Origin of the sequence: Pseudomonas sp. RIT288 (assembly GCF_000631985.1) — a bacterium.
Lineage (GTDB): Bacteria > Pseudomonadota > Gammaproteobacteria > Pseudomonadales > Pseudomonadaceae > Aquipseudomonas.
Map to the genome: position 1 here is coordinate 29,040 of NZ_JFYN01000005.1, position 21,888 is coordinate 50,927.

25 protein-coding genes are annotated in these 21,888 nt (G+C 60.4%); 10 read left to right on the plus strand and 15 right to left on the minus strand.

The features are described 5' to 3' along the window. Positions 1 to 28: 28 nt before the first annotated feature. The 4 genes from BW33_RS06075 to hmgA form a co-directional block, all read right to left on the minus strand. Positions 29 to 1,384 carry an MFS transporter gene (locus BW33_RS06075; RefSeq protein ID WP_047597786.1) on the minus strand — a complete coding sequence of 452 codons (1,356 nt, stop codon included), beginning with the start codon at positions 1,382 to 1,384 and terminating at the stop codon, positions 29 to 31. A gap of 157 nt (positions 1,385 to 1,541) precedes the next feature. Further along, positions 1,542 to 2,177, minus strand: a complete 636-nt coding sequence (maiA, locus tag BW33_RS06080; RefSeq protein ID WP_047597787.1) for a maleylacetoacetate isomerase — start codon at positions 2,175 to 2,177, stop codon at positions 1,542 to 1,544. Between the two features lie 12 nt (positions 2,178 to 2,189). Beyond that, positions 2,190 to 3,494 carry a fumarylacetoacetase gene (gene fahA / locus BW33_RS06085; RefSeq protein WP_047597789.1) on the minus strand — a complete coding sequence of 435 codons (1,305 nt, stop codon included), beginning with the start codon at positions 3,492 to 3,494 and terminating at the stop codon, positions 2,190 to 2,192. Between the two features lie 3 nt (positions 3,495 to 3,497). Continuing rightward, positions 3,498 to 4,802: a homogentisate 1,2-dioxygenase gene (gene hmgA, locus BW33_RS06090; protein WP_047597790.1), complete on the minus strand. Its 1,305-nt coding sequence runs from the start codon at positions 4,800 to 4,802 to the stop codon at positions 3,498 to 3,500. Between the two features lie 165 nt (positions 4,803 to 4,967). On the opposite strand from hmgA, the gene BW33_RS06095 reads away from it, so the two are divergent. Beyond that, positions 4,968 to 5,762, plus strand: coding sequence for an IclR family transcriptional regulator (locus BW33_RS06095; protein ID WP_047597792.1), 795 nt, complete (start codon positions 4,968 to 4,970; stop codon positions 5,760 to 5,762). A gap of 355 nt (positions 5,763 to 6,117) precedes the next feature. Here BW33_RS06095 and BW33_RS06100 read toward each other — a convergent pair whose 3' ends face one another. From BW33_RS06100 to BW33_RS06120, 5 genes are all read right to left on the minus strand, one after another. After that, complete coding sequence (locus BW33_RS06100) at positions 6,118 to 7,029, minus strand: SDR family oxidoreductase (protein WP_047597794.1); 912 nt, start codon at positions 7,027 to 7,029, stop codon at positions 6,118 to 6,120. Between the two features lie 200 nt (positions 7,030 to 7,229). Next, a complete protein-coding gene (locus BW33_RS06105; RefSeq protein ID WP_047597797.1) occupies positions 7,230 to 8,132 on the minus strand; it encodes an alpha/beta fold hydrolase in 903 nt (300 codons plus the stop codon). Next, positions 8,132 to 8,914, minus strand: coding sequence for a class II aldolase/adducin family protein (locus BW33_RS06110; protein ID WP_047597799.1), 783 nt, complete (start codon positions 8,912 to 8,914; stop codon positions 8,132 to 8,134). Before BW33_RS06110 ends, BW33_RS06105 begins: the two co-directional genes overlap by 1 nt. A 131-nt stretch (positions 8,915 to 9,045) precedes the next feature. Then, positions 9,046 to 9,732: an LrgB family protein gene (locus tag BW33_RS06115; protein ID WP_047597802.1), complete on the minus strand. Its 687-nt coding sequence runs from the start codon at positions 9,730 to 9,732 to the stop codon at positions 9,046 to 9,048. Beyond that, positions 9,722 to 10,108, minus strand: coding sequence for a CidA/LrgA family protein (locus BW33_RS06120; protein WP_027610876.1), 387 nt, complete (start codon positions 10,106 to 10,108; stop codon positions 9,722 to 9,724). Before BW33_RS06120 ends, BW33_RS06115 begins: the two co-directional genes overlap by 11 nt. Before the next feature lie 94 nt (positions 10,109 to 10,202). Here BW33_RS06120 and BW33_RS06125 point away from each other — a divergent pair, with 94 nt between their 5' ends. Next, complete coding sequence (locus tag BW33_RS06125; protein ID WP_047597804.1) at positions 10,203 to 11,090, plus strand: LysR family transcriptional regulator; 888 nt, start codon at positions 10,203 to 10,205, stop codon at positions 11,088 to 11,090. Here the strand turns inward: BW33_RS06125 and BW33_RS06130 are convergent. Beyond that, the gene (locus BW33_RS06130; protein ID WP_047597806.1) at positions 11,080 to 11,535 is read right to left on the minus strand and encodes a flavodoxin; all 456 of its coding nucleotides are present in this window, start codon (positions 11,533 to 11,535) and stop codon (positions 11,080 to 11,082) included. The genes BW33_RS06125 and BW33_RS06130 overlap by 11 nt on opposite strands. A gap of 152 nt (positions 11,536 to 11,687) precedes the next feature. Here BW33_RS06130 and BW33_RS06135 point away from each other — a divergent pair, with 152 nt between their 5' ends. Continuing rightward, the gene (locus BW33_RS06135; RefSeq protein ID WP_047597807.1) at positions 11,688 to 12,164 is read left to right on the plus strand and encodes a PAS domain-containing protein; all 477 of its coding nucleotides are present in this window, start codon (positions 11,688 to 11,690) and stop codon (positions 12,162 to 12,164) included. A gap of 55 nt (positions 12,165 to 12,219) precedes the next feature. Next, positions 12,220 to 12,825 (plus strand): hypothetical protein, encoded by a 606-nt coding sequence (locus BW33_RS06140; protein WP_025109427.1) that lies wholly within the window; start codon positions 12,220 to 12,222, stop codon positions 12,823 to 12,825. A gap of 3 nt (positions 12,826 to 12,828) precedes the next feature. Here BW33_RS06140 and BW33_RS06145 read toward each other — a convergent pair whose 3' ends face one another. Further along, a complete protein-coding gene (locus BW33_RS06145) occupies positions 12,829 to 13,788 on the minus strand; it encodes a MerR family transcriptional regulator (protein WP_047597808.1) in 960 nt (319 codons plus the stop codon). A gap of 212 nt (positions 13,789 to 14,000) precedes the next feature. Between BW33_RS06145 and BW33_RS06150 the strand changes: the two genes are divergently transcribed. From BW33_RS06150 to BW33_RS06175, 6 genes are all read left to right on the plus strand, one after another. Continuing rightward, positions 14,001 to 14,570 (plus strand): antibiotic biosynthesis monooxygenase, encoded by a 570-nt coding sequence (locus tag BW33_RS06150; RefSeq protein WP_047597809.1) that lies wholly within the window; start codon positions 14,001 to 14,003, stop codon positions 14,568 to 14,570. A gap of 180 nt (positions 14,571 to 14,750) precedes the next feature. Further along, entirely contained in the window at positions 14,751 to 15,455 is a 705-nt protein-coding gene (gene folM / locus BW33_RS06155) for a dihydromonapterin reductase (protein ID WP_442965392.1), read from the plus strand. A 21-nt stretch (positions 15,456 to 15,476) separates the two neighbouring features. After that, on the plus strand, positions 15,477 to 16,037 hold the full coding sequence (gene folE, locus BW33_RS06160; RefSeq protein ID WP_047597811.1) for a GTP cyclohydrolase I FolE: 561 nt from the start codon (positions 15,477 to 15,479) through the stop codon (positions 16,035 to 16,037). Then, positions 16,038 to 16,409, plus strand: coding sequence for a dihydroneopterin triphosphate 2'-epimerase (gene folX / locus BW33_RS06165; protein WP_047597813.1), 372 nt, complete (start codon positions 16,038 to 16,040; stop codon positions 16,407 to 16,409). It begins immediately after the preceding gene. 68 nt (positions 16,410 to 16,477) lie between these two features. Further along, entirely contained in the window at positions 16,478 to 16,774 is a 297-nt protein-coding gene (locus BW33_RS06170) for a DUF1244 domain-containing protein (protein WP_047597815.1), read from the plus strand. Next, entirely contained in the window at positions 16,767 to 17,105 is a 339-nt protein-coding gene (locus tag BW33_RS06175; RefSeq protein WP_047597817.1) for a HopJ type III effector protein, read from the plus strand. Before BW33_RS06170 ends, BW33_RS06175 begins: the two co-directional genes overlap by 8 nt. A 182-nt stretch (positions 17,106 to 17,287) precedes the next feature. Here BW33_RS06175 and trxB read toward each other — a convergent pair whose 3' ends face one another. The 4 genes from trxB to BW33_RS06195 all read right to left on the minus strand — a co-directional run bounded on the left by trxB (position 17,288) and on the right by BW33_RS06195 (position 21,883). Continuing rightward, on the minus strand, positions 17,288 to 18,250 hold the full coding sequence (gene trxB, locus BW33_RS06180) for a thioredoxin-disulfide reductase (RefSeq protein WP_003221727.1): 963 nt from the start codon (positions 18,248 to 18,250) through the stop codon (positions 17,288 to 17,290). A gap of 649 nt (positions 18,251 to 18,899) precedes the next feature. Then, positions 18,900 to 19,595, minus strand: coding sequence for an outer membrane protein (locus BW33_RS06185; RefSeq protein WP_081794177.1), 696 nt, complete (start codon positions 19,593 to 19,595; stop codon positions 18,900 to 18,902). Between the two features lie 43 nt (positions 19,596 to 19,638). After that, positions 19,639 to 21,087, minus strand: coding sequence for a catalase (locus BW33_RS06190; RefSeq protein WP_047597818.1), 1,449 nt, complete (start codon positions 21,085 to 21,087; stop codon positions 19,639 to 19,641). 28 nt (positions 21,088 to 21,115) lie between these two features. After that, positions 21,116 to 21,883 (minus strand): OmpA family protein, encoded by a 768-nt coding sequence (locus BW33_RS06195; protein WP_047597819.1) that lies wholly within the window; start codon positions 21,881 to 21,883, stop codon positions 21,116 to 21,118. Between the last annotated feature and the right edge of the window lie 5 nt (positions 21,884 to 21,888).

Sequence of the window (21,888 nt, forward strand, 5' to 3'; positions counted from 1 at the left end):
GCTGCCGCAGGTTGCGATCTTTTGCTCTTCAGGTTTTTACAGCCTCTGCATTTCCAACAACCGGAACGAAATCGGAAGGCGAGCGCACCTGGATGATCAACAGCGCCGCAATGACTGCCGGAATCGCGCAGAAGAAGAAAATCTGCGTCACCGGAATGTGCATCGCCAGCAACATGCTGCCGAACAGCGGCCCGAGGATCGAACCGAAGCGCCCTACCCCCAACGCCCAGCCAGTGCCCGTGGCCCGCACATGCGCCGGGTAGAAATTACTGGCGAAGGCGTTCAGCGTCAGTTGCCCACCGATGATGCAGAACCCGGCGGCAAACACGCAGGCCACCAGATAACGTGGATTGTCGTGGTTCAAACCCAACAGAATCGTGCACAGCGCCGCCCCGGCCAACACTGCGCAGAGTAGCCGCACCTTGCGTTTCAGGCGATCGGCGAACCACGCCATGCACACCGCGCCCAAGGTGCCGGCGAACAGGAACATCGAGGTCACCAGGTTGGCTTCGTTGAGTTTCAGACCGCTTTCCAGCAACAGCGTCGGCAGCCAGCTGATCATGAAATACAACAGAATCAGGCTGACAAAAAACGTCGCCCAGATCAGCAGGGTCGGTCGTGCATAACCGTTGCGGAACAGCTCGACCACGGTCAATTTGCTGCCCTGCTCGCGCTCGTTCTGTTCGACGGACGCGGCCGGCGGTTGCCAGTCCGGCAGCATTCGCGCGGTGACTTTGCGCAGGCGCGCATAGGGCGCTGCATCGCGCAGCAGACGCGGCAGCGATTCCGGCAGCATCCACCACAGGAACGGGAACAGCAGCAACGGCGTGACACCACCGGCGAGGAACACCGCTTGCCAGCCAAAGCGATCGATGAAGCCCGCAGCAACAAAACCACCCGCCGCACCGCCAAACGAAAACCCACAAGCCGCCAGCGTCACCATCAAGGTGCGCAGACGCGGCGGTGAGTATTCCGACATCAGGGCCATGGCACTCGGCATCGCCCCACCCATGCCGATGCCGCAGATGAAGCGCGCGATCATCAGGGTATTCAGCGAGTCGGCGAACACCATCAGCACCGTCAGGCTGGCGTAGATCAGCACGCAGGCGAGCAGGATTCGCCGTACGCCGAAGCGATCGGCCAGCGGCGTCACCGCAAGAGAACCGAGGGTCAGACCCAACAGGTTGGCGCTGAAAACCGGCCCGAACGCGGCTTTCTCCAGCCCCCAATCCTGAGCCAGGGCCGGCACCACGTAACCGAGCACCTGGGCGTCATAACCGTCGGTGACCAGCAACAAGGCGAGCAGGATCAGGAGCAACCACTGATAGCGGGACACAGGACGGGCGTCGAGTGCTGCGCGGAAGCTGGCAATCTGGTTGTGCATCGCAAGGTACCTGTTTTGTTTTTATGATTTTTGTGTACGGCGCTGATCCCTTGTAGGAGTGAGCCTGCTCGCGATAGCGGTGTGTCAGTCAACATCCCCGTATCTGACACTCCGCCATCGCGAGCAGGCTCACCCCTACAGTGGGCAGTGTGGCGCTTTAAGGGGTATCCGGTTGATTGGCCGGATGCGCCTTGATGAACGCCGGATGCTCAGCCGCCAGCGCCGCCACCCGACAAATCCGCGGGTAAGCCTGCAGCGAAACACCGAAGCGCTCGGCCGCATACAACTGCGGAATCAGATAGACATCCGCCACGCACGGCCACTCACCGAAACAGAAACCGCTGTCACCGATCAACTGCTCGACAGTCGCCAGCCCCTGACTGATCCAGTGCGCGATCCACTCCACCACCTGCGGCTCTTCGTGGCCCAGCTGACGCAGACGATTGAGCACGCTGACGTTGTGCAGCGGATGCACGTCGCAACCGATCACCGCCGCGACGCCGCGCACATGAGCGCGGGCAGCGAGGTCTTCGGGCAGCAATGGCAGCTGCGGATAACGTTCTTCCAGGTACTCGATGATCGCCGGCGACTGAATCAGCAACTCGCCGTCATCGGTACGCAGGGCCGGCACCCGCCCCTGCGGATTGATCGCCAGATACGCCGCCTGCCGATGCTCGCCCCCGGACGGCGCGATCAGGTTGACCGGCAGCGCGGTGTAGTCGAGCCCTTTCAGCGCCAGGGCGATACGTACCCGGTATGACGAGGTCGAGCGGTAATAGGTATAGAGATCCATGACCCGCTCCTGTCAGCGCGCCGCCAGCACTTTGCCACGGCATTCGCCGAAGCCGATCGAGGCAAAACCGTCTCGGGTGCAACGCGCGCGCAGGATGATTTCGTCGCCGTCTTCGAGGAATTTGCGCACTTCGCCGGAGGCCAGTTCGATCGGCTTTTTACCGCCCTCGGTGATTTCCAGCAGGCTGCCGAACTGACCGCTTTGCGGACCGGACAAGGTGCCCGAACCGAACAGGTCACCGGCCTGCAACTGGCAACCGTTGACGCTGTGGTGCGCGACCATTTGTGCGACGGTCCAGTACATGTAGCGAGTGTTGCTCAGGGTCAGGCGATGGGCCGGCAGATTCTGTTCGCGCATGGCTTCGGTGAGCAGCAGCACTTCCAGTTCGATGTCGAAAGCACCGCCATCCTGATCACGCTTGTCGAACAGATAGGGCAGCGGCTGCGGATCGCCTTCCGGGCGCGCAGGTTGCGCCGTGCGGAATGGCTCCAGCGCTTCGGCGGTCACCACCCATGGCGAGACACTGGTGATGAAACTCTTGGAGAGGAACGGGCCCAGCGGCTGGTACTCCCAGGCCTGGATATCGCGGGCCGACCAGTCATTGAGCAGGCAGAAACCGGCGATGTGTTCGGAGGCGTCACCGATCGCAATCGGCTCGCCCATTTCGTTGCCCTGACCGATCCAGATGCCCAGTTCCAGTTCGTAGTCCAGTCGGGCGCAAGGGCCGAAGGTCGGCTCGCTCGCACCGGCCGGCAGGGTCTGGCCTTTCGGGCGGCGCACGTCGGTACCGGAGGCGCGAACCGTAGAGGCGCGACCGTGATAACCGATCGGCACGTGCTTGTAGTTGGGCAGCAGCGGGTTGTCCGGACGGAACAGTTTGCCGACGTTCTGCGCGTGCTCGATGCCCACGTAGAAGTCGGTGTAATCGCTGATGCGCGCCGGCAGGTGCATCTGGCAATCGGCCGCCAGTGGCAGCAGTTTTGCGCCCTGGGCCTCGATGGCGCCGCGATGGCTGCTGCCCTCGCTGAACAATTCCAGCAAACGGCTGCGCAAGGCTACGCGGGCTTCGCGACCGAGGTCGAAGAAGGCGTTCAGCAGGCCGCCGTGCATCGCTTCAACCGCGCTGCGTGCCACGTCGTCGAACAGACCGGCTTCAAGCGCCACTTGCAGATCGAAAATATGTTCACCGATCGCCACGCCCGCGCGCGGTGCCGAGCCGCCAGTGCTGAACACGCCCAGCGGCAGGTTCTGCAGCGGGAAATCCGCGTGGCCATTGGCCGAAGCAACCCAGCTGCGGGTGATGGAAGTCTGAGTCATGGGTTATCTCCGGGTCGGGTCGAACGTGGCGGGCAGCGTGGCCCAGCAGGCGTCGTAGTTGGATTGCAGTTGCGGGCAGTCGAGGGCGAAGCGGCTTGGGCGCAGCACCTGACTGGTCTCGAACATGAAGGCCATGGTGTTGTCGATCTTCGCTGGCTTGAGGTCGGCGTTGATCGCTTTGGTGCAGGTTTCGCCATCCGGGCCGTGGGCGCTCATGCAGCTGTGCAGCGAGGCACCACCGGGCACGAAGCCTTCAGCCTTGGCGTCGTATTCGCCCTGGATCAGGCCCATGAATTCGTTCATCAGGTTGCGATGGAACCACGGTGGACGGAAGGTGTTCTCGGCGACCATCCAGCGTGGCGGGAAGATCACGAAATCGAGGTTGGCCAGACCGTGCACGCTGGTCGGCGAGGTCAGCACGGTGAAGATCGACGGATCCGGGTGATCGAAACTCACGGTGCCGATGGTGTTGAAACGGCGCAGATCATATTTGTACGGCACGTTGTTGCCGTGCCAGGCGACCACGTTCAGCGGCGAATGATTGAGCTCGGTGCCCCACAACTGGCCGAGGAACTTCTGCACCAGCGTCGTCGGCTGCTGCAGGTTTTCGTAGGCGGCGACCGGTGCAAGGAAGTCCCGTGGATTGGCCAGGCCGTTACTGCCGATCGGCCCCAGATCCGGCAGGCGCAGCGGCGCGCCGTGGTTCTCGGCGACGTAACCGCGCGCTTGCGGATCAAGCAACTCGACGCGGAATTTCAGACCGCGCGGCAGCACGGCGATTTCCAGCGGCGCGACTTCGAGCACACCGAGTTCGGTGGCAATGCGCAACCGCCCCAGTTGCGGTACCAGCAGCAGTTCGCCGTCGGCGTTGTAGAACACCCGCTCCATCGAGCGGTTGGCGACATAGTTATAGATGCTGATGCCGGCCGGTTTTTCCGCTGCCGAGTTCGCCACCATGCCGACCAGACCGTCGATGAAATCAGTCGGCTCGGCCGGGATCTGTAGCGGGTTCCAGCGCAAGCGATTGGGGGTCACCTCACCCAACGGGCCGCCGGCCAGTTGCCGCTCCAGTTTGACGAACGCCGGGTGATTGGCCGACGGCTGAATCCGGTACATCCAGGTGCGCCGCGCTTCACTGCGGGTCATGGTGAACGCAGTGCCGGAGAGCAATTCGGTATAGAGGCCGTACGGGGCTTTTTGCGGAGAGTTCTGGCCGATGGGCAAGGCGCCGGGCAACGCTTCACTGCTGAATTCGTTGCCGAAACCGGACTGATAAACCAGCTCCGACGCGTTTGAATCGAGGTTCATGGAGCCTCCTGAACAGGGAGTCGGCAGTGGCCCATCGCTCTGGCTCGGAGCTTTGCGCACGCCGGGGTTGTTATTATCGTAATTCGATTACGCATAACGTAATTTGCTCGCTATCCAGCGTCAAGCTATAAAGACGCCCATTCGTTTTCGGATCCCGGCCGCACCATGGAAAAAACCAGCGACAGCAACGGCAAACAGAAAGTCCGCTCCGCCGAGGTCGGCACCGACATCCTCAAGGCGTTGGCCGAGTTATCGCCCTCCACCTCACTGTCGCGTCTGGCCGAACATGTGCAGATGCCGGCGAGCAAGGTGCACCGTTATCTTCAGGCACTGATCGCCAGTGGTTTCGCCGAGCAGAACGCCGCCACCAACCACTATGGACTCGGCCGCGAAGCGTTGCGCGTGGGCCTGGCAGCCCTGAACAGTATGGACGTGCTGAAAGTCGCCGCCCTGCCCCTGTCCGAGTTGCGCGACGAACTGAATGAAACCTGTTTTCTGGCGGTGTGGGGCAATCAGGGCGCGACCGTGGTGCACATCGAACCGGCAGTGCGCGCAGTGACGGTGGTGACGCAGTTGGGCTCGGTGTTGCCGCTGCTCAGTTCGTCCACCGGGCTGGTGTTCAGTGCCTTTCTGCCGCATCGGGAAACCGATGAGTTGCGCGAGCAGGAAATCGCCGTCGCCGGCCATCCACTGGCCGATCAAAATGCCTACAGCGGTTTGTGCGAGCAGATCCGCGAGCGCGGTCTGCATCATGTTCACGGCTTGTTGATGCCAGGTGTGGACGCGTTGTCGGCGCCGGTGTTCAACGCTGTCGGGCAGATCGCCGCGGTGCTGACCATCGTCGGCCCGACTTCGCTGTTCCACGCGGATGAAAACGGCCCGGCCGCCCGGCGACTGCTGGCTGCGGCACGCGCCGTGAGTTGGCGCATGGGCTATCAGGCCGACGACCTGCGCCCTTGAAGCAACAGCCACAATCCCTTCAGTGACCCAATGGCGTAGCCGGATTCGACTGTTGCATGCCCCGTAACAGTGCATGTCCGGAATCGCTATTTTTCCTTCGGCCTCAAGTGCTTATTCTGAGCGGGCTTTCACGACACACGCCGCAAAGCACCCAGCCCTGGCTGCTGAGCAACTCGCGCCATCGCTGACCGATTTCAGATGAGTCGATGCTTCGATTGATCGCCCCGGTGTTCACTGACGTTGATTTGTAGCTCCTTGATCCAACGTCTTACCTTGGCCGCTGCGTTTGCAGCGGCCTTTTTTATGGGCAAGGGTTTTACCGACGAGATCGGTCATTTGTCGCGCATGACACACGTCACAGCGAATACTTCTGCAAGTTCGCCATCATTTCCTTCAGCGCTTCAATGTTGTCATTCGGATGCGCCGCGCCTTCGAAATCGCAGATCTGCTGCCAGTGCGCCGCGACATCTTCCGGCGAGAAACCGCTGCGTGGATCGAACCCGGCACCGAGGCTGCGTTCCCAGCGCACCTTGCCCATCCAGCCGCCACCGACTTCAAACAGGCCGGACGTTTCCTGGCACTGTTCACTGGACAGGTACACCACCAGCGGGCTGACCAGTTCCGGTTTCAGCTGCTCGAACACTTGCGGCGGGATCAGGCCCTCGGTCATGCGCGTGCCGCCGGTAGGCGCGATGGCGTTGACCAGAATATTGTTCTTGCGACCTTCGATGGCCAGGGTACGGGTCAAGCCGTAGAGGCCGAGTTTGGCCATGCCGTAGTTGGACTGGCCGAAGTTGCCGTAGATGCCTGAGGTCGAAGCCGTGAAGATCACCCGACCGTAGTTTTGCTCACGCATGTGCGGCCAGGCGGCGCGGGTCACTTTGTAGGCGCCTTCGACATGGACGCGATAGACCAGATCCCAGTCGGCGTCGTCCATCTTGTGAAAGGTCTTGTCACGCAGAATCCCGGCGTTGTTCACCACCACGTCGACACGGCCAAAGGCGTCGAGGGCGTTCTGCACCAGTTTGTCGCCGTCGGTCACCGAGTCATGGTTGGCCTCGGCGATGCCGCCGGCTTCGCGAATCTCCGCCACCACACGGTCGGCGGCGGAGGCGTTGGCACCTTCACCCTGGGTCGAGCCGCCGAGGTCGTTGACCAGCACTTTGGCACCATGCCGGGCGAACAGCAACGCGTGCGCCCGCCCCAGGCCACCACCGGCTCCGGTGACGATCACGACTTTATCTTCGAAACGTACGGACTCATTCATCGCAGGAACTCCAGCAGGCCAGTATTGATTCCGAGTGTCAGGCACAAGGCTTTGGGTCACAACGAATACGGCTGCGGCTGAATAGTGCGCGATAAGGGTGGGGGATGATGAGGGCGTCAAAAGATCAAAAGATCGCAGCTTGCGGCAGCTCCTGCATTAATTTGTGCAGGAGCTGCCGCAGGCTGCGATCTTTTGATCTTTCAGGAACACGCCACCTTGCGCGGTGGCAACTCCAGGCGCTCACGAAACGCCAGGTAATGCTTGAGCACCTGCACCGGCGCTTCGATCTGCGGATAGTGGCCGATGCCCGGCAACAGCACGGTGTCGGCATCGGCAATCAGCTCGCGGTAACGCTCGACCATGTGCGCACCGGAGACCGGGTCAACTTCGCCATCAATCACCCGCAACGGCACTTCATCGCGCTGCATGGCCGTCACCCAGCGGTCGCGCTGCACGCGGCGCTCGGGGATGTAGCCGATCAGTTTGTGCAGGATGCGCGGCCCGCGATGGGTCTCGATCAGGCTCCAGAAATCATCCAGTTCACTTTCACTGGGGCCGGTCTGCGGACCGAAGATCTGCCGGAAACCTTTCACCAGTGCATCACGGGTGAACGCCCGCCCGATCATCCAGCCCAGCGGACTGAGCAACAGCTTTTGCATCAGCACCGGACGATGGGTTTCCGGAAACAGCCCGCCATTGAGAAAGACACAACTGGCCACCTCGATGCGCTGTTCGTAATGCCGGGCAAGCAGTTCCTGGGCAACGCTGTCACCGTAATCGTGAGCCAGCACATGCACCGCTTGCTCGATCTGAAGATGCGCCAGCAGCGCCTGTTGCAGGTCGGCCTGTTCCAGCAGACTGTAGCGGTGATTCAACGGTTTGGCCGAATCCCCGAAACCGAGCATGTCACAGGCGATCACCCGATAACGCTGAGCCAGCGGCTGCCACAGGTAGTGCCAGTCCCAACTGGCCGTCGGGAAGCCATGGATCAGCAGCAGCGGCTCACCCTGCCCCGCCGTCCAGTAACGGATCGACTGGCCGCGAAAGACAAACGTCCGGCTGCGTTTGCGCCAGACACACAGAGGAATCTCGGCAAGAGGCATCAGAGTTTATATCCGGGGTCTTGTTTATCGAGTTTGCGCAGCAGCGCCGGCCAGGCCAGCGCGCCGCCCATGCCTTGGGCGCTTTTGGTCACACCGGCGATCATCGCCTTGGCGCCCGCGAGGATCTGCGGTTCGATGGCGATCAGTTCAGCACCGCCGGTTTGCGCCATGACCTGAATATCGCAGGCGCGCTGGAAGGTGAACATCATCAGAAAAGTGTCGGCGATGGTGCCGCCACAGGTCAGCAACCCGTGGTTGTGCAGCATCAGGAAATTGTTGTCGCCAAGGTCCGCCTGCAAGCGCGCCTTCTCTTCGTGATTCAGCGCCACGCCTTCATAGGCGTGATAGGCCAGGCTCGACAGCACGAACAGCGACTGCTGACTGATCGGCAACACGCCCTGCTTTTGCGCTGAAACAGCCACACCGGACGCGGTGTGGGTGTGCAGCACACAAACCACATCGTGCCGCACTTCGTGCACGGCGCTGTGGATGGTGTAACCGGCGGGATTGATTTCGTAGGGACTGTCCATGAGCTTGTTGCCGGCCTGATCGACTTTGACCAGGCTCGAGGCAGTGATCTCATGGAACATCAACCCGAACGGGTTGATCAGGAAGTCTTCGGTGCCGGGGACCTTGGCCGAGATGTGGGTGAAGATCAGGTCGTCCCAGCCATGCAACGCCACCAGTCGATAGCAGGCGGCGAGATCGACCCGAGTCTGCCATTCCGCGGCACTGACCTGGTCTTTGACATCAAGGGACGATTGGACGGTGGCTACGCTCACTGTATGCACCTCTGCGTTCTTATTGTTCTGCACGTACGAGCAGTCTAGTCAGGCGCAGACGATCGCGGAGTTGCATTGCCAGCCAGCTTGATGACTGAGCGGGTCAGCCATGCAAACACCTTGGATCCATGTCAAAGCAACGACGCCAACAAAGGCGCGGCGAACAGATTGAGCAGCCCGGTCAGCACCATCACCAGCCCCGCCACCGAGCCTTCTTCACCGCCCACTTCATGCGCCCGACTGACGCCTGCGCCGTGTGCGCCAACCCCAAACAATGCACCGCGCGCCAGGGCACTGCGCAGCGGCAGCCACTTGAGCAACACGCCGCCGAGCATTGCGCCGAATACGCCAGTGAACATCACGAACACGGCGGTCAGTTCCGGCACGCCACCGAGATCCTGCGCCAGCGGCATGGCAAACGGCGTGGTGATCGAACGCGGCACCAGCGACATGGTGACTGAGGTGTCCAGCGCCAGCGCTCTGGCCAGGCCGAACGAGGTGGCGATCGATGCCGCACTGCCGGCGAGCATGCCCAGCAGCAGCGCCGACCAGTGCCGCACCAGCAGACGCCGCTGCTGCCAGATCGGCACCGCGAAGGCGACCGTCACCGGCCCGAGCACCAGCATCAACCAATGGGTGTTGCTGGCGTATTCGGCATACGCGGTGTGCAACGGCACCGCGAGCGCCAGCAGCAGGGCTGGCACCAGAATCAGCGGCGACAGCAGATAGCGCCCGGTGCGCCGGTAAATCCAGCGACTGAACAGGTAAGCCAACAAGGTGAAGGCGAGCCAGAACATCGGCATCCATTCAAGCTTCATGGGACCGCCTCAGGCGCACGGCCAGCTCCACGGTGAAGGCTGTCACCAGCATCACCATCAGGGTACTGGCGCCGATCACCAGCAGAATCCGCCAGCCGTCATCGCGCAGCAGTGCGCCGTAGTCGAGCAGACTCATCAGTGCCGGAATAAAGAACAGCAGCATCTCGGCCATCAGCAATCCGGCCCCCAGTTGCAACGCCGCCGGTTTGACCCAGCCAAACGCGAACGCCAGCAGCAACAGGGCCATGCCGATGACGCCGCCGGGAATCGGCCAGGCCAGCCACGCGGCAATCTGGCAGCCGAGCAAGTAGAGACCGAGCAACACGGCCAGTTCTGCGAATAGACGGGAAAGGTATTTGAGGGATGCGGCGTTCATGATGGGCTCCTTACAGGGGCTTATTTTACGAAGCGGCCTGTCATCCCAGAAGCGAATTGTTAGACTCAGCCCTATTCCACAATGGAATCGAATGATGGAATTCAAACAGCTGCGCAGTTTTGTCGAAGTCATGCATCAGGGCGGCTTCACCCAGGCGGCGAAAACCCTGCACATCAGCCAGTCGGCGGTGAGCAAGCAAGTCGCGCAACTGGAGCAGAGCCTCGGCACGCCCTTGCTCGAACGACTCGGCTCGCAACTGCGCCTGACCGCCGCGGGCAGCGTGGTGCTGCAACGCGCCGAGGGCATGTTGCGTTTGCGTAACGAGTTACTCATCGAACTGGATGATCTGAGCCAACTGGCGCGCGGTGAATTGCGCCTCGGTCTGCCGCTGCTGGGCAGTGATGCGCTGTTCGCCGGGTTGTTCGCCGAGTATCGGCGGCGCTATCCGAACATCAGCATTCAATTGCTTGAAGGCGGCAGCCGCAATATCGAGCAGGCGGTGCTCAGCGGCGAACTGGAGTTGGGTGGCAGCCTGTTGCCGAAAGATCCACAGTTCGATTTTCAACCGTTCTGCGATGAGAAACTCGATGCGTTGCTGCCGGTGGATCATCCGTTGGCAGCACGCGGCGAGATTGGTCTGGAGGAATTGGCCGACACGCCGTTCCTGCTGTATCAGCGCAGCTTTGTGCTCAATGACCGTTTATTGCAGGCCTGCCAGCAACTGGGCTTTACCCCGAAAGAAGGCGGGCGCAGTGGGCAGGCTGATTTTCTCGTGGCACTGGTGGCCGCCGGGCAAGGCGTGGTGTTGCTGCCCAGCGTGGTCGCCCGGGCACTGGAGCGTCCGGGCGTGGTGCGCCTGACCTTGCGCGCGCCAGAGTATCTGCGTTGGGACATCGCCTTCATCTGGCGTCAGGGCGCCTATCTGTCGAAAGCCGCGCAGGCCTGGCTGGCCTTGCTGCGCGAGCGCGCGATCAGCCCTTGAGCGTGGCGATCAGTTGCGCCAGCCATGGCTCGGCGTCGGTTTCCGGGGTCACGCTTTCGCTGGCGTCCAGACGCAGCATCTCCTGCACCTCGCGCACGCCCAGCTCGGCGAACAACTCACGCATCAGTTCGCCGCCACCGCAGAACGTATCGCCGTAACTGGCATCACCCAAACCGATCACTGCGCCCTGCAAACCGCGCCACGCGGCTGGCAACTGATCGCGAAGGCTGAAATACAGCGGCTGCAGGTTATCCGGCAGTTCGCCCATGCCGGTCGTCGAGGTCACCGCAAGGAGCGCTTCAGGGCCGAACGCCTGAATGTCCGCCAGACTGGCGCGTGGGTTGTAGAACGTTTCAAAACCGGCGTCTTTCAGCAGGTTCTGCGCGTGACGGGCGACTTCTTCGGCCGTGCCGTAAACCGAGCCGGAGAGGATGGCGACTTTCATCAATCTGATCCTGAAGCTGAAAAAAAGAGCGGCGATAGTAGCAGTCCGGCGTAAAAGCCGCGATCAAGGCCCAATCAGCAGTGATGGCCAGTAGACAGGCCCGCTGGAACTTCTAGAATGCCAGCCAACATCGACACGGAAAGGATTCATTGATGATCAATGCCAGTCTGCTGCAAATGGTGATCAACGCGTCGAACGACGGAGTCGTCGTGGCTGAGAAGGAAGGCGAACAGGACAACATCCTGATCTATGTGAACCCGGCCTTCGAACGCCTGACCGGTTACACCAGCGAGGAGATTCTCTATCAGGACTGCCGTTTTCTGCAGTCCGGAGACCGCGATCAGGCCAATCTGACGCTGATTCGTGACACCTTGCGCAATGGCGGGGCGTGTCGGGAAATCCTGCGTAACTACCGCAAGGACGGCACCCCGTTCTGGAACGAACTGTCGCTGTCGACAGTGAAAAACGCCGAAGACGGCCAGACCTATTTCGTTGGCGTGCAGAAAGACGTCACGGTTCAGGTCAAGGCGCAGCAACGCGTCGCGCAACTGGAAGCGCAGGTTGCCGCCTTGCAAGCTGAACTCGCTGCCCTGAAAGCGACGAACGGCGCAAACAAAACTGCGAACTAAGTGTCAGTAACTACAATCACCAATGACTTTGTAACTATTTCTTTCGAGCCAGGCCATGCAACGCGACGCACTCCTGACCCAGGATGAGCTGGATTTTATCCAGACCATGCAGCACAACCCGCAGCTTAACGTGCGGGATGCGACGTCGAGCCTGTTGGTCAATGGCGGTTCGCAGATCCGTGATCTGCTCACGCGCCTGGCTGCTCATGAGCAAGTGACCATCCAGGCCAACTTCGAAAATCAGCAGATGACCTTCCCGCTGCACCTGGTGGAAGACGAATTTCACGCCTTGCACCTGCGTCTGGGCGTACCGAGCATTTACGAAGACGGGCCGATGGTTCGCCCATGGCGCCTGACCCTCGAAGAGCCGGTAGCGCTGGAAAATGCCAAGGGCCAGCCGGGCATGATGTGGGTGCACGAGGTGTCGCACAAAGGTGTGCTGCTGGAAATGCGCAACAAGACCAAACCACCCAAGCATTTCGCCCTGTGGTTCAGCCCGTCAGGTTATGAGCGGATTTCCCTGCGCGGCAATTTCGAGCGCGAAACCGAGCACGGTTTCTACGCCTACGAGCTGAGCCAGACCGATGCCGATGAAACCGAACGCCTGCGCCAGTTCATTCTGCAGCAACACCGTCTGACCCACCCCGCCCTGCACACCTGATCGTCAGGTATCCAGCGTCCCCGCGAGAAACTGCGTCATGCGCTGACGCATCGTCGCCCCTTCATTGCCCAGACAGCCGATCGACGATCCGTCCAGGCTGTCCTGTGCCAGATCAGCGGTATCACCGGCCAGCATGACCTGACAATCCAGACTTAACGCCAGACGGTTCAACCGTCGCGGCAAATCGGCTGCCGGGGCGTGATTGGAAAACAGCACCAGTGCCTGCGGCTTGATCCGCTCGCACACCAGCGCCAACTCATCGAATGGCTGACCGGTGGTGAGCACCCGCACCCCGGCGTCATTGCCACTGAGAAACAACGCGGCGACCAGCAATTCCAGCTCCCGACACTGAGCGGCCAGTGCGCTGACGACCACCTTGCGCGGCTGCGTGCCGCGCAGCACGACAATCCGCTGTAACACCCGCGCCCGCAGGAACCCGTCGAAAAACAGCCACTCGCTGGTCTGACCGAAGGCGTCCTGGCGCTGCAACATCTGCAGCCACAAAGGCATGAGGATGTCCTGAAACACCACCGGCAACGCGTAGGACGAGAAAATCTGGTTGTAGACCTGATCCAGCGCACGGTCATCGAACGCACTGACCGCAACCTGCACCTGTTGCTGCCACTGCACGTAATCGGTCTGGACCAGATCATCGGGGATGATATGGGCCAAGGCTTTCAATGGCTCGGTCTTGGCGAGGATCTTGCCGACCTTGCTCACGGCGACGCCGCGATCAATCCAGTCGACGATGCTGCGCACGCGCTCGATTTCGGTCATCGAATACAACCGGTGTCCGCTTTCGGTGCGCGTCGGCTGGATCAAACCGTAGCGGCGCTCCCATGCACGCAGCGTAACCGGGTTGACGCCGGTCAGCCGCGACACCTCCCGAATAGGGAACAACTCTTCGCGCTCAAGCGCAACAGAGGCCTGCGAGCCAAGGTTAGCGTCCGTGATAACAGCCATTGTGCTGGTGTGTCCGCTGGGTAAATTTGGATCCCATTCTACATCCGATGCCCTCTATCGTTTCAACCCAATGAACAGAGTCGAAAGCCTCTGAAATTGTCATCAAAATCAGGAATAATCCTTGCTTGCTGAAGAGCGCAGGCCCCTACCCCCGCCTGCGCAATGCGAAATCTCCTACCCGGAGCGACGCACTCGAAATATGGAGATACACAATGTCTACTTCCCCCGTCACGCTGATGGTTGCGCGTCGCGTCGCCGACGGCCGCTATCAGGACCTGATTGCCTGGCTGCGCGAAGGCGAACAACTGGCCACTGACTTTCCCGGTTACCTGGGTTCGGGCGTGCTCGCTCCGCCACCCGGTGACAACGAATTCCAGATCATTTTCCGCTTCGTCGACGAGCAGACCCTGCACGCCTGGGAACACTCGGCCTCGCGTACCACCTGGCTGGCACGGGGCAGCGATCTGTTCGCGCATCCCAAAGAACATCGGGTCAGTGGTATCGAAGGCTGGTTCGGCGCTGCGGGTCAACGGCCACCGCGCTGGAAACAGGCCGTGGCGATCTGGCTGGCATTCTTCCCGGTATCGCTGCTGTTCAACTTTATCCTCGGGCCGCTGCTCGGCGAGATGAGCCTGTTGCCGCGGGTGTTGATCAGCACGGCGTGCCTGACGCCGTTGATGGTGTATTTCTTTATTCCGCTGTCGACGCGGTTGCTGGCCAACTGGTTGAACAGCACGCCGGTACGGCCATTATCTGCGACGCCTTCTGCACAGAATCGCTGATATCTGTGTGGGAGCGAGCCTGCTCGCGAATACGGACTGACATTCAACATTGATGTCGACTGAGACACCGCTTCGCGAGCAGGCTCGCTCCCACAGGTATTGGTAACGTCGACGATAGGTGCATGGCTCATGTCGCTGTTATAGTTTTTACTCTAACCGCGACGCGAGCCGTTCATGTCCATATCCTCCGCCCCGATCCTCATCACCGGTGCCGGCCAGCGTGTCGGTCTGCACTGCGCGCAGCGTTTGCTTGACGACGGCCACCGGGTCATCTTCACCTACCGCAGCGAACGTCCGGGCGTACAGGCCCTGCGTGATCTGGGCGCTGTCGCGGTGTTCGCGGACTTCTCCAGCGAAGCCGCCATCCTTGCCTTCATCGATGAACTGAAGAGCCACACCGACTGCCTGCGCGCCATCGTCCACAATGCCTCCGAATGGCTGGCGGAAACCCCGGGCAGTGAAGCCGAGGCCTTCTCGCGCATGCTCAACGTGCACATGCTCGCGCCGTACCTGATCAACCTGCACTGCGCCGACCTGCTCAGGCGCTCGACCCCGGCCGACATCATCCACCTCAGCGACGACGTCACGCGCAAGGGCAGCAGCAAACACATCGGTTATTGCGCCAGCAAAGCCGGGCTCGACAGCCTGACCCTGTCTTTCGCCGCGCGCTATGCGCCGGCAATCAAGGTCAACGGCATCGCGCCGGCCCTGCTATTGTTCAACCCCGACGACGACGCGGCGTACCGTGCCAAGGCGCTGGCCAAATCCGCGCTGGGCATCGAACCCGGCAGCGAAGTGATCTACCAGAGCCTGCGCTATCTGCTCGACAACCCCTATGTCACCGGCACGACCCTGACCGTCAACGGCGGACGGCACGTCAAATAAGCTGCTGCGCGAGGATCTCCCATGAGCCGTTCCCTGTCCGAGAATTACCGCGAGATCCTCATCGGCCTCGGCGAAGACCCCGACCGCGAAGGCCTGCTCGATACGCCGGTACGCGCGGCCAAGGCCATGCAATACCTGTGTCACGGCTACGAACAGAGTGTGGATCAGATCGTCAACGGCGCGCTGTTTGCCTCCGACAGCGACGAGATGATCATTGTCGCCGACATCGAGTTGTACTCGTTGTGCGAACATCACCTGTTGCCCTTCATCGGCAAGGCCCATGTGGCTTATATTCCGACAGGCAAGGTGCTGGGGCTGTCGAAGATCGCGCGGCTGGTGGACATGTTCGCCCGGCGCCTGCAGATTCAGGAAAACCTCACCCGGCAGATTGCCGATGCGGTGCAACAGGTCAGCGATGCCGCCGGCGTCGCGGTGGTCATCGAGGCCCGGCACATGTGCATGATGATGCGCGGTGTCGAGAAACAGAATTCGACCATGAACACCTCGGTCATGCTCGGCGCCTTTCGCGACTCGAGCAACACCCGTCAGGAGTTCCTGCAATTGATTGGACGGAGCAAGTAAATGTCACAACTTCAACCGGGAATGGCGCGCATCCGGGTCAAGGATCTGCGCCTGCGCACCTTTATCGGGATCAACGAGGACGAGATCCTCAACAAGCAGGATGTGCTGATCAATCTCACGATCCTGTACGCGGCGCAGGAAGCGGTGCGCGACAACGACATCGATCACGCGCTGAACTATCGCACTATCACCAAGGCGATCATCGCCCACGTCGAGGGCAACCGTTTTGCGCTGCTCGAACGCCTGACCCAGGAACTGCTGGATCTGGTGATGAGCAATACCGCCGTGCTGTACGCCGAAGTCGAAGTCGACAAGCCGCATGCGCTGCGTTTCGCCGAATCAGTGTCGATCACCCTCGCCGCCAGCCGCTGAGCGTGTCTGGCGCATCACGCGCCAGACTTTTATCATCCGCGCCACGAATAGACTGCACAGAGCCCATCATGACCGAGCAACAACGCCTCGAACTCGAAGCCGCCGCCTTCCGCCGGCTGGTCGCCCACCTGGACAGCCGCAAGGACGTGCAGAACATCGACCTGATGAACCTCGCCGGGTTCTGCCGCAACTGCCTGTCCAAGTGGTACAAGGCCGCCGCCGACGAGAAGCAGATCGAGGTCAGCCTCGACGACGCCCGCGAAGTGGTTTACGGCATGCCTTACGCCGAGTGGAAGGCCCAATACCAGCAAGAAGCCAACGCCGAACAACAGGCGGCGTTCGCCAAAGGAAAACCCAATGAGTGATCTGAACACCCTGCGCGCCAGCCTCAAGAGCGGCGAACACGTTTTTGCCGACACCCTGGCTTTCATTGCCGTCGGTTATGACTACCAGCCTCAGGCGTTCAACAACGGAGGCGTGGAAAACGCCGCCGGGCAGAACGAAGGTTCGTGCAAGACGTTGGGTCTGGCACTGCTGGAAGGCTTGAGCGATGAAGAAGCGCTGCTGGCATTCGGCGAACATTACCGCTCGGTAGTGGCGACACCTGAAGGCAGCGACCACGGCAATATCCGCGCGCTGATCAAGCACGGGCTGGCCGGTGTCAAATTCGAAGCACAGCCGCTGACCCGCCGCTGATATCAGATCTAACGCCATTCCCTGTGGGAGCGAGCCTGCTCGCGAAAGCGGTGTATCAGACATCCAGAATATTGACTGACATGACGCCTTCGCGAGCAGGCTCGCTCCCACATTTGTTGTGTGGTGCTGTAAATAACAAGCATAAAAAAACCGGCCGAAGCCGGTTTTTTTTTGTCTGCGATTTAGAACGAAGCGTTCTGCAGACCGTCCAGGTAACGCTCGGTGTCCAGTGCCGCCATGCAGCCGGCGCCGGCCGAGGTGATGGCCTGACGGTAAACGTGGTCAGCCACGTCACCGGCAGCGAAGATACCTTCGACGCTGGTGGCAGTCGCGTTGCCGTCACGGCCGCCCTGCACCACCAGGTAACCGTCCTTGAGGGTCAACTGGCCTTCGAACAGCGAAGTGTTCGGAGTGTGGCCGATGGCGATGAACACGCCGTCAACTTTGATCTCGTCGAAGCTGCCATCGTTGTTCTTCAGACGCGCACCGGTCACGCCCATGTTGTCGCCCAGCACTTCGTCGAGGTTGGCGTTCAACTTGAGGATGATCTTGCCTTCGGCAACGCGGGCGTTGAGCTTGTCGATCAGGATCTTCTCGGCGCGGAAGGTTTCGCGACGGTGGATCAGGGTCACGGTGCTGGCGATGTTGGCCAGGTACAGCGCCTCTTCAACAGCAGTGTTGCCGCCGCCGACCACAGCCACTGGCTTGTTGCGGTAGAAGAAACCGTCGCAGGTCGCGCAGGCCGAAACGCCTTTGCCCATGAACGCTTCTTCCGACGGCAGGCCCAGGTAACGAGCGCTGGCACCGGTAGCGATGATCAGGGCGTCGCAGGTATAGGTCGCGCTGTCGCCGGTCAGGGTGTACGGCTTGGCGGCGAAGTCCACGGCATTGATGTGATCGAAAACGATCTCGGTTTCAAATCGCTCGGCGTGCTCGCGCATCCGCTCCATCAGCGCCGGGCCGGTCAGGCCGTGTACGTCACCTGGCCAGTTGTCGACTTCGGTGGTGGTGGTCAGTTGACCGCCAGCCTGCATGCCGGTGATCAGCAGTGGCTTGAGGTTGGCACGGGCGGCGTAGACCGCAGCGCTGTAACCGGCAGGGCCGGAACCGAGAATAATCACTCGCGAATGACGGACTTCAGACATGACCTGCTCCTGTTGACCGGGCCGAAAAACTGGCGCGGAACGCCGGACTGCCGGCGGGAATAAAAAAGGACTGTGGATAACCTTGGGGAAGGCATGAGCTCGACAGTCCTGTAAAAAGTTGGGTGCAGCGTATCGAGGGGGGCAAGATTAAGGAAATACGGTTTAACAATCCAGCTCATAGGTGGTCTCTATGTGCAGACTCCGACCAGATCGACGTCAGCGTATCTGAATTACCCTAACCAATATCAATCAGCATCCTATCGATTTTTAAGGGTTTCACATCGCCAGCCTTTTTCTTTTTTTAGCAATTGAGGGCGGAACGGCAGACCAACAGGCCTTTGAGAGGTATCAGGGGTTGTAGTGAAGTCCGCTCGGTTGGTGTCACCTGAATGGTTCACCGGGGAGTCAGTTGCGCGTCGGTCGCCACACAGGCAGAGCAACCGCGATAACCTCTTGTCAGAAAATCAATGTTCCCCACTAAAATGTACAAAAGAAATAAAGTTCGTCTCAAGTTGCCACAGCAGGTTCGAAAAATCCTGCCCTTCAAAAAAATATAGGCGCTTGCCCGTTATGATGTGATGGAACCGAGCGTCAGTGCAGCCAATACGCGCAATGTTCGGGGAGGACTAAAGCCCTCCCGTACTCATAGTTAGAAGGCCCAACGAGCACCCAACAAAATTTCACTGGATACGAGGTTGGCCTTCATCTTCTCGTCCTGCAGGCCACGGGCATTCGGGAAGTTGTTCCAGCCACTTTCGGTATCACCCATGTCAACGTAGCGATAACCGAGGTCCAGCGCCAAGTGATCAGTCACGTCATACGCGACGCCCGCGCCGAGAGACCAAGCCAGATTGGTCTGTGTCGCCGAGCCGTACTGGCGTGACTCGTTACCCTGCCAGCCCTTAGATTCAAGTTGGGCCAGGCCCAGTCCGGCGGAACCGTAGAACGACATTTTCTCTGTCACACGGAAGTCCCGATAGGCGTTTAGCATTACGCGCCTGGACTCGATATGGTGCTCGTTGAGGCTGGTGGGGAACGTGGTCGAGCCGCTGGTGAACTTGTCCTTTTGAGGCAGGGACAACTCGCCCTCCATGCGCCAGCCATTGCCGAAACGATATCCAACACCGATGGAACCGGTCATGTCGTTCTGGGTATCGTTGCCGGAGACAAACGCGCCGATGCCGGGACGTGCGCTGGAGTCCATGTTGCGCGCTTTGCGCTCGGCGCTGATCACCCGGGCAACTCCGTAGTAACCCTCTTTTTCGGCAGGAGCGGCCACTGCCAGCGTAGTGTGGATGGCAGAGCTTACAAGCAATAACACAGGAAGAGTCTTCAACATTTGCATGATATTTTTATCGCTTATGTCTAATGAATAACATTGGGCTTTATTAGCCAAGTGGGACGCCCAAGGCTTGGGCGATACCTTCTCCATAAGCCGGATCGGCCTTGAAGAAATGTTGCAACTGGCGCTGAACTATCTCGACGCTGACACCAGACATCGCATCCACGATGTTGTGGATCAACAGCGTCCGCTGCTGCTCACTCATTAAGCGGAACAGAGCGCCCGCGTGGCTGTAGTAGTCGGTGTCTTCGCGGTGATCGAAACGATCGGCCGCGCCACTGAGGGCAAGGGTCGGCTCCGCAGAGTGGCGAACCTGTTGCGGTGCATCGGCGTAGCTGTTCGGCTCGTAGTTCGGTGCCGCTCCACCATTGCTGCCAAAGGCCATAGCCCCGTCACGCTGATGGTTGCTCACCGGGCAACGAGGCGCGTTGACCGGCAATTGCTGGTGATTGGTTCCAACCCGATACCGGTGAGCGTCGGCATAGGCGAATACGCGGCCTTGCAGCATGCGATCCGGCGATAGGCCGACACCCGGCACCATATTGCTTGGGCCAAAAGTCGCTTGCTCGACCTCCGCGAAATAGTTCAGCGGGTTACGGTTGAGCTCTAGCTCACCGAGCTCGATCAACGGGAACTCCTTCTGTGACCAGGTCTTGGTCACGTCGAACGGGTTCTCGTAATGCACCGCAGCCTGCGCCTCGCTCATGATCTGAATGCAAACAGTCCACCGCGGAAAATCGCCGTGCTCGATAGTGTTGAACAGGTCACGCTGGGCATAGTCCGGATCGTTGCCAGCCAAGTGAGCTGCATCCTCCGGGGTCAGGTTTTTGATGCCCTGCTGAGTCTTGTAATGCCATTTCACCCAGTGACGCTCACCCTTGGCGTTGATCAGGCTGTAGGTGTGACTCCCATAGCCATGCATATGCCGGTAGCCATCCGGAATCCCACGATCTGAAAACAGAATGGTGATCTGGTGAAGAGCCTCGGGAGAGTAGGACCAGAAATCCCACATTGCCTGGGCGCTTTTCAAGTTGCTCTGTGGCAGGCGTTTCTGGGTGTGAATGAAGTCGGGGAACTTCAGTGGGTCTCGAATGAAGAACACAGGAGTGTTGTTGCCGACGATGTCCCAGTTACCCTCTTCGGTATAGAACTTCACGGCAAAACCGCGCGGGTCGCGCTCGGTGTCTGCCGAACCACGTTCGCCGCCGACCGTGGAGAAGCGCAGGAACACCGGCGTGCGTTTGCCCACGGACTCGAACAGCTTGGCGCATGTGTAGTCGGTGATGTCCCGGGTCACAGTGAAAGTGCCGTAGGCACCCGAACCCTTGGCGTGAACACGACGCTCGGGAATGTTCTCTCGGTTGAAGTGCGCGAGCTTCTCGATCAGATGAAAATCGTCGAGCAGCAACGGACCGCGGGGACCCGCCGATCGGGAATTCTGGTTATCCGTGACGGGAGCACCACTGGCAGTGGTAAGCACTTTGATTTCACTCATGCTTAATCGTCCTTTGTCAGGCAGGCAGTTACCCGCGGCCATCAACAGCCGCGGCACCGTTGGAAATGATCACCTCGACCCGACGATTCAATTGGCGTGACTGCGCCGAGGCATCGTCGGCCACTGGATAGGCCTTGCCGTAGCCCTCGGTCTTTATGCGGTTCATGTCCACGCCCAGGCGTTGCAGGGCAAAGGCCACGCTTTCGGCGCGACGCTCGGAGAGCGTCTGGTTGAAGGCATCGCTACCCACGCTGTCGGTGAAGCCTTCGATACGCACCTTGCGCTCGGGGTTGCTGAGCAGAAAATCCGCCAGTTGCTGGACGTTGCGCTGGTTGCCGGGCTTGAGGCTGGCCTTACCGGTATCGAATAGCACGTCGCCGAAGGTGACCACTTCACCTCGTGGCGTCTGTTTGGCATTCATCGCCTGCAGGGCCTTGAGCTGCTGGGTACGTACATCCAGTTGCACCTGGGTGCGTTGCACATCGATATTGCTCAAGCCGGCCTCGGCCTTGCGCCCGAGAATGGTCTGCTCGGCCAAAGCGATTTTTTGCTTTGCCAGGTACGCGTATTGGTCGATCTCGGGAGCGCGGCGGTCCTGGATGGACAGCATGTCTGCCTTGCCCAAGGCGATAAACGCATCCTGGGTTTCCAAGGCAGCCAGAGTGCTCGACTCCGGCTTGCTCTCCAGCTGCGAATAGAGATCTCGCGCCTCAATCAGTTGTGGGTTCTCGGGGGTCGCCGCGCAACCAGTCAAGACCAGAGCGAAAACGCAAGCGGAGGGAAACAAAATACGCATGAAGA

What these genes read in the sequence shown, in the direction of transcription:
- BW33_RS06075 (WP_047597786.1), bottom strand. Translation starts at nt 1,384, where the DNA reads ATGCACAACCAGATTGCCAGCTTCCGCGCAGCACTCGACGCCCGTCCT.
- maiA (WP_047597787.1), bottom strand. Translation starts at nt 2,177, where the DNA reads ATGGATCTCTATACCTATTACCGCTCGACCTCGTCATACCGGGTACGT.
- fahA (WP_047597789.1), bottom strand. Translation starts at nt 3,494, where the DNA reads ATGACTCAGACTTCCATCACCCGCAGCTGGGTTGCTTCGGCCAATGGC.
- hmgA (WP_047597790.1), bottom strand. Translation starts at nt 4,802, where the DNA reads ATGAACCTCGATTCAAACGCGTCGGAGCTGGTTTATCAGTCCGGTTTC.
- BW33_RS06095 (WP_047597792.1), top strand. Translation starts at nt 4,968, where the DNA reads ATGGAAAAAACCAGCGACAGCAACGGCAAACAGAAAGTCCGCTCCGCC.
- BW33_RS06100 (WP_047597794.1), bottom strand. Translation starts at nt 7,029, where the DNA reads ATGAATGAGTCCGTACGTTTCGAAGATAAAGTCGTGATCGTCACCGGA.
- BW33_RS06105 (WP_047597797.1), bottom strand. Translation starts at nt 8,132, where the DNA reads ATGCCTCTTGCCGAGATTCCTCTGTGTGTCTGGCGCAAACGCAGCCGG.
- BW33_RS06115 (WP_047597802.1), bottom strand. Translation starts at nt 9,732, where the DNA reads ATGAAGCTTGAATGGATGCCGATGTTCTGGCTCGCCTTCACCTTGTTG.
- BW33_RS06120 (WP_027610876.1), bottom strand. Translation starts at nt 10,108, where the DNA reads ATGAACGCCGCATCCCTCAAATACCTTTCCCGTCTATTCGCAGAACTG.
- BW33_RS06125 (WP_047597804.1), top strand. Translation starts at nt 10,203, where the DNA reads ATGGAATTCAAACAGCTGCGCAGTTTTGTCGAAGTCATGCATCAGGGC.
- BW33_RS06130 (WP_047597806.1), bottom strand. Translation starts at nt 11,535, where the DNA reads ATGAAAGTCGCCATCCTCTCCGGCTCGGTTTACGGCACGGCCGAAGAA.
- BW33_RS06135 (WP_047597807.1), top strand. Translation starts at nt 11,688, where the DNA reads ATGATCAATGCCAGTCTGCTGCAAATGGTGATCAACGCGTCGAACGAC.
- BW33_RS06140 (WP_025109427.1), top strand. Translation starts at nt 12,220, where the DNA reads ATGCAACGCGACGCACTCCTGACCCAGGATGAGCTGGATTTTATCCAG.
- BW33_RS06145 (WP_047597808.1), bottom strand. Translation starts at nt 13,788, where the DNA reads ATGGCTGTTATCACGGACGCTAACCTTGGCTCGCAGGCCTCTGTTGCG.
- BW33_RS06150 (WP_047597809.1), top strand. Translation starts at nt 14,001, where the DNA reads ATGTCTACTTCCCCCGTCACGCTGATGGTTGCGCGTCGCGTCGCCGAC.
- folE (WP_047597811.1), top strand. Translation starts at nt 15,477, where the DNA reads ATGAGCCGTTCCCTGTCCGAGAATTACCGCGAGATCCTCATCGGCCTC.
- folX (WP_047597813.1), top strand. Translation starts at nt 16,038, where the DNA reads ATGTCACAACTTCAACCGGGAATGGCGCGCATCCGGGTCAAGGATCTG.
- BW33_RS06170 (WP_047597815.1), top strand. Translation starts at nt 16,478, where the DNA reads ATGACCGAGCAACAACGCCTCGAACTCGAAGCCGCCGCCTTCCGCCGG.
- BW33_RS06175 (WP_047597817.1), top strand. Translation starts at nt 16,767, where the DNA reads ATGAGTGATCTGAACACCCTGCGCGCCAGCCTCAAGAGCGGCGAACAC.
- trxB (WP_003221727.1), bottom strand. Translation starts at nt 18,250, where the DNA reads ATGTCTGAAGTCCGTCATTCGCGAGTGATTATTCTCGGTTCCGGCCCT.
- BW33_RS06185 (WP_081794177.1), bottom strand. Translation starts at nt 19,595, where the DNA reads ATGCAAATGTTGAAGACTCTTCCTGTGTTATTGCTTGTAAGCTCTGCC.
- BW33_RS06190 (WP_047597818.1), bottom strand. Translation starts at nt 21,087, where the DNA reads ATGAGTGAAATCAAAGTGCTTACCACTGCCAGTGGTGCTCCCGTCACG.
- BW33_RS06195 (WP_047597819.1), bottom strand. Translation starts at nt 21,883, where the DNA reads ATGCGTATTTTGTTTCCCTCCGCTTGCGTTTTCGCTCTGGTCTTGACT.